At 67.3% G+C, this 10,872-nt stretch carries 14 protein-coding genes and 1 tRNA gene; 4 read left to right on the top strand and 11 right to left on the bottom strand.

The window, feature by feature from the left end; genetic code table 11:
* Positions 1-241 precede the first annotated feature (241 nt).
* Positions 242-667, top strand: coding sequence for an Hsp20 family protein (locus tag AC1DZ6_RS09850; RefSeq protein WP_477097006.1), 426 nt, complete (start codon positions 242-244; stop codon positions 665-667).
* 88 nt (positions 668-755) lie between these two features.
* Positions 756-1,025 (top strand): DUF1150 family protein, encoded by a 270-nt coding sequence (locus AC1DZ6_RS09845; protein WP_477097005.1) that lies wholly within the window; start codon positions 756-758, stop codon positions 1,023-1,025.
* 51 nt (positions 1,026-1,076) lie between these two features.
* On the opposite strand, the gene AC1DZ6_RS09840 is transcribed toward AC1DZ6_RS09845, so the two are convergent.
* Positions 1,077-1,559: a hypothetical protein gene (locus AC1DZ6_RS09840; RefSeq protein WP_477097004.1), complete on the bottom strand. Its 483-nt coding sequence runs from the start codon at positions 1,557-1,559 to the stop codon at positions 1,077-1,079.
* 160 nt (positions 1,560-1,719) lie between these two features.
* On the opposite strand from AC1DZ6_RS09840, the gene AC1DZ6_RS09835 reads away from it, so the two are divergent.
* On the top strand, positions 1,720-2,325 hold the full coding sequence (locus tag AC1DZ6_RS09835) for a peptidylprolyl isomerase (RefSeq protein WP_477097003.1): 606 nt from the start codon (positions 1,720-1,722) through the stop codon (positions 2,323-2,325).
* Positions 2,326-2,497: 172 nt separating this feature from the next.
* Here the strand turns inward: AC1DZ6_RS09835 and ptsN are convergent, their stop codons facing one another.
* From ptsN to AC1DZ6_RS09790, 9 genes are all read right to left on the bottom strand, one after another.
* Positions 2,498-2,968 (bottom strand): PTS IIA-like nitrogen regulatory protein PtsN, encoded by a 471-nt coding sequence (gene ptsN / locus AC1DZ6_RS09830; protein ID WP_477097002.1) that lies wholly within the window; start codon positions 2,966-2,968, stop codon positions 2,498-2,500.
* 98 nt (positions 2,969-3,066) lie between these two features.
* Positions 3,067-3,699, bottom strand: coding sequence for a ribosome hibernation-promoting factor, HPF/YfiA family (hpf, locus tag AC1DZ6_RS09825; protein WP_477097001.1), 633 nt, complete (start codon positions 3,697-3,699; stop codon positions 3,067-3,069).
* A gap of 51 nt (positions 3,700-3,750) precedes the next feature.
* Entirely contained in the window at positions 3,751-4,362 is a 612-nt protein-coding gene (locus AC1DZ6_RS09820; RefSeq protein WP_477097000.1) for an exopolysaccharide biosynthesis protein, read from the bottom strand.
* 56 nt (positions 4,363-4,418) lie between these two features.
* Positions 4,419-5,921, bottom strand: a complete 1,503-nt coding sequence (gene rpoN, locus AC1DZ6_RS09815; protein ID WP_477096999.1) for an RNA polymerase factor sigma-54 — start codon at positions 5,919-5,921, stop codon at positions 4,419-4,421.
* Positions 5,922-6,245: 324 nt separating this feature from the next.
* Positions 6,246-7,001 carry an LPS export ABC transporter ATP-binding protein gene (gene lptB, locus AC1DZ6_RS09810; RefSeq protein ID WP_477097007.1) on the bottom strand — a complete coding sequence of 252 codons (756 nt, stop codon included), beginning with the start codon at positions 6,999-7,001 and terminating at the stop codon, positions 6,246-6,248.
* 18 nt (positions 7,002-7,019) lie between these two features.
* Positions 7,020-7,601 (bottom strand): LptA/OstA family protein, encoded by a 582-nt coding sequence (locus tag AC1DZ6_RS09805; protein WP_477096998.1) that lies wholly within the window; start codon positions 7,599-7,601, stop codon positions 7,020-7,022.
* Positions 7,602-7,618: 17 nt separating this feature from the next.
* Complete coding sequence (gene lptC / locus AC1DZ6_RS09800) at positions 7,619-8,212, bottom strand: LPS export ABC transporter periplasmic protein LptC (RefSeq protein WP_477096997.1); 594 nt, start codon at positions 8,210-8,212, stop codon at positions 7,619-7,621.
* A 97-nt stretch (positions 8,213-8,309) separates the two neighbouring features.
* A complete protein-coding gene (locus tag AC1DZ6_RS09795) occupies positions 8,310-8,927 on the bottom strand; it encodes a ribonuclease D (RefSeq protein ID WP_477096996.1) in 618 nt (205 codons plus the stop codon).
* Between the two features lie 244 nt (positions 8,928-9,171).
* A tRNA-Leu gene (locus tag AC1DZ6_RS09790) sits at positions 9,172-9,258 on the bottom strand.
* A 144-nt stretch (positions 9,259-9,402) separates the two neighbouring features.
* Between AC1DZ6_RS09790 and AC1DZ6_RS09785 the strand changes: the two genes are divergently transcribed.
* A complete protein-coding gene (locus AC1DZ6_RS09785; protein ID WP_477096995.1) occupies positions 9,403-10,359 on the top strand; it encodes a complex I NDUFA9 subunit family protein in 957 nt (318 codons plus the stop codon).
* Positions 10,360-10,572: 213 nt separating this feature from the next.
* Here the strand turns inward: AC1DZ6_RS09785 and AC1DZ6_RS09780 are convergent.
* A partial coding sequence (locus tag AC1DZ6_RS09780) for an undecaprenyl-diphosphate phosphatase (RefSeq protein WP_477096994.1) occupies positions 10,573-10,872 on the bottom strand: 300 nt, incomplete at its 5' end.

The raw sequence follows: 10,872 nt of genomic DNA, 5'->3' as shown, positions 1-10,872 counted from the left end.
GGACCCCTGGCTCAGCTGACGGTGAAGTGAACTGGCGCGACGGCGCGCCACCCTCCCGCACCTGCGGCGGATAGAGGGGTCCCGGGCGCAAGGCCCGGGATGACGGCTGAAAGGTGCGGGGCGGATCTCTCACATCTTGCACCCACCCCCGCGCATCGCCACCTAATTGTCACGTCGTCAGGCGCGATGCCGATCCCGGGTCGTGGCTGACGCACGAAGTCGCTTGAGCGAGGACTTCGCGATGACCCGGACGATCCTGTTCGACAGCCCCTTCCTGCTGGGCTTCGAGCACACACGAGACCTGATCGAGCGCGCGGCCAAGGCCGCCGCCGAAAGCTATCCGCCCTACAATGTCGAGCAGTCGGACGACGGCGGGGTGCGCATCACCCTGGCGGTGGCCGGATTCTCGCCGGACCAACTTCAGGTGACCGTCGAAGGCGGCCAGCTGGTGGTGGCCGGGCGGCGCGAGTCCGAGGGCAAGTCCGAGGCCGACAAGGCCTATCTGCACCGCGGCATCGCGGCCCGGGGCTTCCTGCGGACCTTCGTCCTGGCCGACGGCATGGAGGTCACGGCCGCCACGCTGGAACACGGCCTGCTGCATGTGGACCTGGCCCGTCCGGAGCCCGAGCGGCTGGTTCGCCGCATCCCGATCCGGTCGATCGGCTGAGTTTTTCACGACCCGACGACAGTCCCTTTGGCCGCGCTCTGAACCGAGACGCGCCACGGGGCGTTCCCTTCCCCAAGGAGGTGGTCTTATGACACCTGATCCCGCTACCCCGTTCTTCTCCGCCGAGGCTTTCGCGGCCCTGGGCGCGCCCGACCTGGTCTATGTTCGCCCGATCAAGGCGGCCGAGATCATGGCCGACGTGCCGGTCGGCGTGACCGACGAGGTCGACCTTTCGCCCGACCAGACGCTCTACGCCGTGTTTCGCGCCGACGGCGCGCGCCTGGCGGTGTTGACCGACAAGGACGCGGCGGTCGCCGCCGCCCTCGCCCACGAACTGGCGCCGGTTTCGGTGCACTAGGACGATCACTGGAAGGCCGGCCGGCGGCATGGTCTCCGGTCGGCCTGGGCCTTAGTCCAGCCGGCGCTGCAGACGTCGCAGGGGCGCCATTCCCTTCAACTGGGTCAGGATCATTGTCGGCTCTCCCCGATCCGCCTCCACGCTCGTGCAGGTGAAACCCTGGAAGGGCCGACCGTTTCGGGTGAGGATCAGCAGACCCGGAGACAGGATCTCGGACCGGTACGTCACGCCGTCGATGGCGTCGTATTGGTCGAGCGTCTTCTGAATCTTTCGGACATTGGATTCAGGCCTGTCCGCGCCGTAATACATCATCGTCCCGTCGGGCGAGAAACGCATGTAGTCGAGCGAGATCAGGTGGGAGAGCGCTTCCGTCGTCGCGTTCCCCGTGACGACGCGGCTTTCCCACAGGCCCACGACATCGGCGGAGGCGCACGGACGGCCTTCCGCCAGCGGCTCGGTCTGCAGGTCTTGAGCGACGGCGGGCGCGCCCAGCGCAAGCGCGACGCCCGCGGCGACCAAAAGCGTCCTGATCATCGAAACTGTCCCCGATCGCCGGCGTCCATAAACGCCCAGCCGCGATCCTGTGACTACCACGCCTTGGCCGGCACAAGAGTGCGGGGCGCCGTCTCCCTGTCGACGCGCCCCCTCCAGGCGCGCTAAGCAGTCGTGAGCTTCGACAGGGCGAGGAAGACGAATGAGCGATGCGAGCATCGGGCGCCGGGGGCTGCTGGGCCTGGCCGGACTGCTGGTGGCGGGTCCCGCCTGGGCCGCGCCGTCCAAGACTCGCGTGGCGATCCAGACCGATCACGGCACGATCGTCGTCGAGCTGGAGGACGGCAAGGCGCCGATCACCTCGGCTAATTTCCTACGCTATGTCGACGCCCACAAGTACGACGGCGGGACCTTCTACCGCGCCTCCAAGACCAAGGGCGTCAAGGGCGCGGGCTCGATCCAGGGCGGCCCGCCCGTCCGCGCCCGYCGCTACGCGCCCATCGCCCACGAGAGCACCCGGACGACCGGGATCAAGCACCGGGCCGGCACGATCTCGATGGCCCGCACCGCCCCCGGCACCGCCACCTGCGACTTCTTCATCTGCGCCAGCCCCCTGCCCCATCTGGACGCCCATCCGGGCGCGGCCGGCGACAACCAGGGCTTCGCGGCCTTCGGCGGCGTGGTCCAGGGCCTGGACATCGTCAAGAAGATCCTGGCCCTCAAGGCCGACGGCCCGGCGCCCTATCCGGTCATGAAGGGCCAGATGCTGAACCCGCCGGTGAAGATCATCGGGATGAAGCGGGTTTGATAACTTCACTTTCAGTTCGTCATCCCGGGCCTTGTGCCCGGGACCCCTGGCTCAGCAGGCGGTGACGTGAAATGGCGCGCTGGCGCGCCACCCTCCCGCCCTTGCGGCGGATATAGAGGGGGCCCGGGCACATGGCCCGGGATGACGGGGGTTGTATTGTGAGGATGAACCCTCAGGCCGCCGTCGGCTTGCTCTCGTGGATCTGGGTCAGCATCACGTGGGCGGCGTCGGCCGAGCGGGCCTTGCGCAGCTGCTCGCGCACCTCGGGCTGGCGCATCAGCCGCGAGACGCGGGCCAGGGCCCGCAGGTGGCTGGAATCGGCGTCCTTGGGCGCGAACAGCGCCACCAGCAGATCGACGGGCTTGTCGTCCACCGCCCCGAACGCCACCGGGGTCTCCAGGCGCATGAACACCGCCCGGACGCGGTCAAGGCCGGGCAGGCGCGCGTGCGGGACGGCCACGCCTTGACCGACGCCGGTCGAGCCCGCGTTCTCGCGTTCCACCAGGCCCTCGAGCGCCTCTTCGGCGTTGACGCCGAACACGCGGGCGGCGACATCGGCGATCACGCCGAGAACCTGACGCTTGTTGGAGGCGCTGACACGCAGGGTGACCGCGCCGGGCTCCAGTAGATCGCCGATGGTCATGGTGGAAACTCGCTCGCAGTCGGTCGTCGCGTTTCGTCGCCCCCAAGAAGCCTTGAGGTGGGGCCCACCGAAACGCGCCGACCGATCCGAGGTTCGATCTAGCTTGCGGCTGGTGCGTGCCCGTTCAGCGACTTGGTGCGTTCGGGGTCGATCCAGCCGATATTTCCGTCAGGCCGCCTGTAGACCACCGACAAACCGTCGTGGGCGGCGTTCCTAAACACGATTGCCTGGGACTCGGTCAAGTCCAGTTCCATGACCGCCATGGAAACAGTCATGATCTTCAGCGAGGCCTGGGCTTCGGCGATGATCATGCCGGCCGGCGCGCCGGCGGGATGGTCATCCTCGGTGCTCCAGTCGTCGTCGTCCGTCTCGTCGCCTTCCGGGGCGCGCAGCACGTACATCGCCGCGTTTTCGGCCTGTTTGGCGGAGGCGGCGATCGAGTGGCTCTTCAATCGTCGCTTATAGCGTCGGACCCTCGTCTCGATCTTGGCCAGGGCCGCGTCGAAGGCCGCGTGCGCGTCTCCTCCCGACCCGTGGCTGATCAGTTGCTGACCCGAAGCCAGCTTGACCGAACAATCGACACGGAAGGCGAAGCCCTCCTTGCTGATCACGACATCGGCGTCACCGCCGCGGTCGAAATACTTGCCGATGCTCAGGGTGATTTCGTCGGAGACTCGCGCTCGCAGAGCCTCGCCAACGTCGACATGCTTGCCGGAGATTTGGACTTGCATGGCCTATCAACGCGCCCGGTTCGGTCTGGTGTCAAGCGTCGCAAAAGCGACTTAAAACAGCCCCGGAATCATATGCAGGAGCCGCTCGACCGCGGCCGCCACGACCCCGGCGCTGACCACCAGCAGGCCGACGCTGATCGCGGCCATCAGGTAGCCGAGCAGCACCAGAAGGCCGTCGCGCTGCAGCAGGGCCAGAGCCAGGACGGCCACCGTCGCGCCCGGCGCCAGGTTGCCCAGCGGGATCGGCAGAACCAGCACCAGGGCCAGCAGGGTGCAGACCACGCCGATCAGACGCTCGCCGACCGGGCCGAACAGGATTTCCAACCGGGGACGGGTGACCAGCTCCATCCGCCGGACGACCGGCGTCAGCTTACGGAACAATCCGCGCAGGTCGTCGCGCTTCAGCGGATGGTGGATCAGCTTGCGCGGCAGCCACGGGATGTCGGAACCCCAGGCGATCTGCGGGGCCAGCAACAAGATCGGCAGGCTGAGGATCGTTGACGAGCCCGGGGGCAGGGGCAGGCAGTTCAGCAGGCCGAACACCAGCAGCATGGCCCCGAAGGCGCGGCTGTCGAACTGCTCCAGCATCTGGCCGACGGTCAGGACGGGACGCGTGTCCTCGCCGAAACCCTCGATGACGTCGGACAAACTCTCGGTGGTCATGCTTCGCCTTCAGCCGCGCTTATCAAACGCGGAGCGCCGCCGTTCGCACCATGCGGTCAGGCAGTTTCCTTGATCAAGCGCCGGCGTTCGACCGAGGACGGAATTCGCAGCGCTTCACGGTATTTAGCCACCGTGCGGCGGGCGATGTCGACGCCGGCTTCCTTGAGGATCTCGACGATGGCGTCGTCGGAATGGACGTCGGCCTCGGTGCGCTCGGCCTCGACCAGGCCCTTGATCTTGTGACGGACGCTGGCGGCCGAGTGGGCCTCGCCGCCCTCGGTGGCCTGGATCGCCGAGGTGAAGAAGTACTTCAGCTCGAACACGCCGCGCGGGGTGGCGATGTACTTGTTGGAGGTGACCCGGCTGACGGTGCTCTCGTGCATGCCGATGGCGTCGGCGACGGTCTTCAGGTTCAGCGGCCGCAGGTGCTCGACGCCGTAGGCCAGGAAGCCGTCCTGCTGGCGGACGATCTCGCTGGAGACCTTCAGGATGGTCTTGGCCCGCTGGTCGAGGCTTTTGACCAGCCAGTTGGCGGTGGCGAAGCTGTCGGAGACGAAGGTCTTCTCCTGGTCGGTCCGCGCGCCCTTGCTGACCCGGGCGTGATAGCGCTGGTCGACCAGCACCTTGGGCAGGGTGTCGGTGTTCAGCTCCACGTGCCACAGGCCGCCGGGCGTCTCGCGCACGTGGACGTCGGGCACCAGGGTCTGGGGCGGGTCGCTGTGGAAGGCCGCGCCGGGGCGAGGGGTCAGGGCGCGGATCTCGGCGACCATCTCGCGCAGGTCCTCGTCGTCGACGCCGCAGACCTTGCGCAGGGCGGCCATGTCGCGGCGGGCCAGCAGGTCGAGGTTGTCGAGCAGGGCGGCCATGCAGGGGTCGTAGCGGTTGACGTCCTTCAGCTGCAGGGCCAGGCACTCGCGCACGTCGCGGGCCATGACGCCGGCCGGCTCGAAGCCCTGCAGGACGGTCAGCACGCTTTCCACGAAGTCCAGGGCGCAGCCCAGGCGCTCGGCCACCTCGGCGACGTCGGCGCGCAGGTAGCCGGTCTCGTCGACCGAGTCGATCAGCACCCCGGCCACCGCGTTCTGGGCGGGCGAGAGGCCGGCCACGGACAGCTGCTCGGTCAGGTGCTCGACCAGGGTCGGCGGGCGCGACAGGGCGCCCTCGTAATTGTCGTCGCTCTCGAAACTGCCGCCGCCGCCGGTGCGCGACCAGTCGATCTGGCCGCCGGCCTGCTCGGCGCCGGGTTCGGCCCCGTCGCCGGTGGCGCGCTCGCCGGGCGAGACGTCGTCGGGCGTGGCGTCCATCTGGCTGCTGGCGGCGCTGTCGGACACCGAGTCCAGGCCCAGGTTCTCGGTGGGGCGCTCGGCCTCTTCGGGCGCGCGCTCGGCCTCGACCGGACCGTCGTCGCGCGCGAGCAGGGGATTACGCTCGAGCTCGGCCTCGACGAAGGCGTCGAGTTCGAGGTTCGAAAGCTGCAGGAGCTTGATCGCCTGCTGAAGCTGCGGCGTGATGACAAGGCCCTGGCCTTGCCGAAGCTCCAATCTGTGGCCGAGAGCCAATACGCCCTCCTGGGCAAATCAACGAACCTGTTGATCCCCATTGAAAGGCCAGTTTGGTTAACGGGGCGCCAACGCCAGCAAAAAGCGGGCCACTGCGACACTCCGCCCGACGAGACCGCTGTTTTTCTGCTCGTGACCGGGAAAGTCCCTGAAAAGGCTGACTTTCGTCGCAGCGAGCCTAAACGAAAAACGGCCCGCGCGCTCGTCTTCGAGACACGCGGGCCGTTGAATTTTGCCGAGTGCGGTTGGCCGGGCCTCGAAATTTCGACGCCCGGAGTGCTCGAACCAGTTCTCCTCCCCCGCGATGCGGGTGAGGAGAGGGACCTAGCGCTCGTCGAAGCTGTCGCCGAGATAGACGCGGCGGACTTCGGGGTTGTCGACGATCTCCTGCGGCGAACCCTCGAACAGCACCTCGCCGGCGTGGATGATCGAGGCGCGATCGACCATCTGCAGCGTCTCGCGGACGTTGTGGTCGGTGATCAGGATGCCGATGCCGCGGTTCTTCAGATAGCTGACCACTTCACGGATGTCGGAAATCGCCAGCGGATCGATGCCGGCGAACGGTTCGTCCAGCAGCATGAACGAGGGCTCGCTGGCCAGGGCGCGGGCGATTTCCACCCGGCGCCGCTCACCGCCCGACAGGGCGACGGCCGGCGACTTGCGGATGTGGGTGATCCGCAGCTCTTCCAGGATCTGGGTCACGTGCTCGCGCGCCCGGCGCTGGTCCTTCTGGCGCATCTCGACCACGGCCATGACGTTCTGCTCGACCGTCATGCCCCGGAAGATCGAGGCTTCCTGCGGCAGATAGCCCACGCCCATGCGGGCGCGCTGGAACATCGGCTGGCTGGTGATGTCCTCGCCGTCCAGATAGATCGAGCCGTAGTCGGCGGCGACCAGGCCGGTGATCATGTAGAAGCAGGTGGTCTTGCCGGCGCCGTTGGGGCCCAGAAGGCCCGCGACCTCGCCGCGCTTGAGGCGCAGGGAGACGCTCTTGACGACCGGGCGGTCGCCGAACGACTTGCCGATGGCGTCGACAAACAGGCCGTCGGAGGCCGCGTCGTTGACGCCCAGGGGTTGCATCGAAAACGCCATGAGATCCTACGGTTTGCCGGCGGGCTTCTTGTCTTTGTTCTGGTCGGGATAGAGCACCGCCCGCACACGCGTCTTGCCGCGACCCGTGGCGTTGGATTCCATCTTCACGTCGTTGGTCTTGGTCTTGATCGTCATGCGATCGCCGCGCGCCACGTCCTGGCCCTGGACGGCCACCACGTCGCCGGTCACCACGATGGTGTCGGTGCCGTAGTCGTAGACGGCGTGGTCGCCGCGCACGGTCTGTTCCGGGGTCACGTAGAACACGTTGCCGTCGGCCTCGACCCGATCGACGTCGCCGCAGTCGGCGTTGCCGGTGGGCGAGCTCGTCTTACCGGGCGTCTTGCGGCGATTGTAGACGGTCATGGTCGCCGCCCGCATGCGGGCCTTGTCCTGCAGAACCTCGACCGCGCCGCGGAAGATGGTCTTGCACTGGCTGTTGATGACCTCCTGCTCGTCGGCGGAGATGTCCACCGGCGCGCTGGAGTTGTTGCCGCCGGCCGGTGTCTGAGCCATAGCCCCGCCGCCCAGCAGAGCCGGGCCGCTCAACAGGCTGAAGGCGATCGCCGTCGGCGCCATCCATCGATTCATCAACCACGTCCTCATGTCTATTCCGGAGCCGTCCCGGGTGCTGGACTTGCTTCTGGGCCTTGTTCCGGGACCGCTTGACCCGTCTTCCGATCGATTCGTGTCTTGACGCCGTTCCGGAAGATGATGCGGTCGCCCTTGTCATATACGGAGTAGGCGTTGGATTGCACCTGTCCAGTTGGACCTTCGCCTTGCAGCACGGTTTCGCCGGTGGTGTCGCCGTTGCGAGTGTCGACCAGCGCCTCGTCCGAAGCGAAGCGGTAGCCGGCCCCGTCGTCCATGCGGACATTGCCGTACAGCTGAAGTTTCAGGGTGTCTTCGCGATAGACGCCGCGATCGGCGGTCGAGCGCGTCGGGGCGGGGCTGCCCACGCCCAGGGTCAGGGTCGGGGCGTCGAGGAACACCCGCTTCAGATCGGTTTCGTCACGCACGGCCGAGCGCGCGGTGATGATGTAGGGCCGCCCGTCGCCGGACTGGCCATAGAAGCGGGGCGTGACCATCCGGATCTGGGCCTTGCTCTCGGCCGGCCGCCGGTCGCCGGCGGTGAACGAGCGCCAGGCCACCTGGCCGCCGACCGTCGCCAGCAGGGCGACCATCGCGACCGGCAGAGCCACGCGCGCCACCTGAACCCGACGCGAACGGCGGCGCCAACGGCGCAAGTCCCGTCTGTATCCCGCCCGGTCGGCCTCGAGGGTGGTCATGCCCCTCGCCTCAGCTGTGCGCGAAGATGTCGACGTCTTCCCAGCCGGCCAGGTCGAGGGCCGCGCGGTGGGGAAGATAGTCGAAGGCGGCCTCGGCCAGCGCCATGCGGCCTTCGCGGACCAGCATGGCGTTCAGGCGTTCGCGCAGGGCGTGGAGATGCAGCACGTCGGAGGCCGCATAGGCGACCTGTTCGGGCGTCAGGGTCGCGTTGCCCCAGTCCGAGCTCTGCTGGACCTTGGACAGCTCGACCCCGACCAGTTCGCGCGTCACGTCCTTGAGGCCGTGGCGGTCGGTATAGGTGCGGGCCAGCTTGCTGGCGATCTTGGTGCAGTACACGGGGGCGGTCATGACGCCCAAGTGCAACAGGAACATGGCGATATCGAAGCGGCCGAAGTGGAAAAGCTTCACCACGGCCGGATCGGTCAGCAGGCGCTTGAGGTTGGGAGCGTCGTAGGTCGAGCGGTCCAGGCGCACCACGTGGGCGTCGCCGTCGCCCGACGACAGCTGAACCACGCAGAGCGGATCGCGGCCCAGGCGCAGGCCCATGGTCTCGGAATCGATGGCGACCGCGGTGGCGCCGGCGAAAGCGCCGTCCGGAAGGTCGCCTTCATGCAGAAAGTTGGCCAAGTCTCTTCGTCTCCGCGCCTCGGTCTCGTCGCACGGACGTCCGAATTCCCGACACGCCTAATATGGGGCGCCGACACTATAGGCCGGATGAACAGGATATCTATCCGCTGGTCACAACCATCGCTAGGCCCCCGAAGGGGCCTGGACGATTTTATGCTGATGCTTTTGGAAGCTTTCGCTTCGGAGCTTCAAAGCCTTGAAGCTTCGGCGCCACCCCGACCTTCTTACGAAGGTTGGTAGGGGGTGGTGCCCAGGAGAGGACTCGAACCTCCACGACCTTTCGATCACTGGCACCTGAAGCCAGCGCGTCTACCAATTCCGCCACCTGGGCCTGCGGGGCGATCCGTGGATCGCCGCGAGGCCGGGACGTTTATGCAAAGGTTCTGACCACGTCAATCGCTTAGTTGCGCATTTCGTTGCGATTGGCCTCGGGGTCGTCTATCCCCCGGCTCACGAGTTTAGGACGAGGTTGATTATGCAAGGTCTGGTCACGGTGTTCGGCGGCTCCGGCTTCGTCGGCGGCCAGGTCGTACGCGCGCTCGCCAAGGCGGGTCATCGCGTGCGGGTGGCGGTGCGCAATCCGAACCTGGCCTACAAGATGCGGATGCTGGGCGACGTCGGCCAGATCGAGGTCGTGCAGGCCAATGTCCGCAACGCCCCGTCGGTGGCGCGCGCCGTGGACGGCGCCGAGGCGGTGGTCAACCTGGTCGGCGTCCTGTGGGAAACCGGCCGGCAGAAGTTCCAGACCCTGCACGTGATGGGCGCCAAGACGATCGCCGAGCAGGCCAAGGCCGCCGGCGCCAAGCGCCTGGTGCAGATCTCGGCCATCGGCGCCGACGTCAATTCGTCCTCCAAGTACCAGCGCACCAAGGCCGAGGGCGAAGCCGCCGTTCGCGCCGCCTTCCCGGGCGCGGTGGTGATCCGTCCGTCGATCGTGTTCGGCGCCGAGGACAAGTTCTTCAACAAGTTCGGCCAGATGGCCGCCCTGTTTCCCGCCCTGCCGCTGATCGGCGGCGGCGAGACGAAATTCCAGCCGGTGTTCGTCGGCGACGTGGCCCAGGTGGTGGCGCAAGCCGTCTCCAACCCGGCCGCCGAGGGCCTGACCTATGAGCTGGGCGGTCCGGCCGTCTACAGCTTCAAGGAAATCCTGGAGTTCATCCTGCGCGAGACCGGCCGCAACCGCGTGCTGGCCCCGATCCCGTTCTTCGCGGCCGGCTGGATCGGCAAGATCGGCGACCTGTCGCCGATCAACCCGCCGCTGACCTCCGACCAGGTCGAGTCGCTGAAGACCGACAATGTCGCGGGCAACGGCCTGCCGGGCCTGGCCGAGGCCGGCGTCGTCCCGACCGCCGTCGAAGCCGTCGCGCCGTCCTACCTCTACCGCTATCGCAAGGGCGGCCAGTACGCCGAGGTCCCGGCGGGGGCGTTCTAATTTCCTGATCCTTCTCCCCTTGCGGGAGAAAGTGTCGGTCGAGGACCGACGGATGAGGGGTCTCTCAAACGACAAAAGCCGCGTCCGGTCTTTCGACTGGGCGCGGCTTTTTCGTTTAATGGCCGGGGACATGCCCTTGCGGCGTGTCCCCTTCAAGCGCGGCGCCTCCTGATGGGGACACGCCGCAAGGGCATGTCCCCGGTGGGCGAGACGTCACTTCGGCATATAGATCAGCCCCAGCCCGATGACCCCCACGGCGATCCGCCACCAGGCGAACGGGGTGAAGCCGCGCTTGCCGATGAAGGCGATCATGGTCTTCACGACCACCAGGCCCGACAGGAACGACACCACGAAGCCGATGGCGATCGTGCCGGCGTGGCTGGTGTCGATGTCCTTGTAGCTCTTGAGCAGATCCAGGGCGAAGGCGCCGACCATGATCGGGATGGCCATGAAGAAGCTGAACTCGGCGGCCGCCTTGCGCTCGACGCCCAGCAGCATCGAGCCGACGATGGT

Source organism: Caulobacter sp. P1_B12_2, assembly GCF_056406675.1.
Note: the sequence above shows the minus strand (reverse complement) of the source record. Positions and strands in the feature narration are given on the sequence as shown.

Excerpts from the sequence above, each read along its gene's own strand:
- AC1DZ6_RS09850 (WP_477097006.1), top strand. The coding sequence starts at position 242 with ATGACCCGGACGATCCTGTTCGACAGCCCCTTCCTGCTGGGCTTCGAG.
- AC1DZ6_RS09845 (WP_477097005.1), top strand. The coding sequence starts at position 756 with ATGACACCTGATCCCGCTACCCCGTTCTTCTCCGCCGAGGCTTTCGCG.
- AC1DZ6_RS09840 (WP_477097004.1), bottom strand. The coding sequence starts at position 1,559 with ATGATCAGGACGCTTTTGGTCGCCGCGGGCGTCGCGCTTGCGCTGGGC.
- ptsN (WP_477097002.1), bottom strand. The coding sequence starts at position 2,968 with ATGACCATCGGCGATCTACTGGAGCCCGGCGCGGTCACCCTGCGTGTC.
- hpf (WP_477097001.1), bottom strand. The coding sequence starts at position 3,699 with ATGCAAGTCCAAATCTCCGGCAAGCATGTCGACGTTGGCGAGGCTCTG.
- AC1DZ6_RS09820 (WP_477097000.1), bottom strand. The coding sequence starts at position 4,362 with ATGACCACCGAGAGTTTGTCCGACGTCATCGAGGGTTTCGGCGAGGAC.
- lptB (WP_477097007.1), bottom strand. The coding sequence starts at position 7,001 with ATGCAACCCCTGGGCGTCAACGACGCGGCCTCCGACGGCCTGTTTGTC.
- AC1DZ6_RS09805 (WP_477096998.1), bottom strand. The coding sequence starts at position 7,601 with ATGAATCGATGGATGGCGCCGACGGCGATCGCCTTCAGCCTGTTGAGC.
- AC1DZ6_RS09785 (WP_477096995.1), top strand. The coding sequence starts at position 9,403 with ATGCAAGGTCTGGTCACGGTGTTCGGCGGCTCCGGCTTCGTCGGCGGC.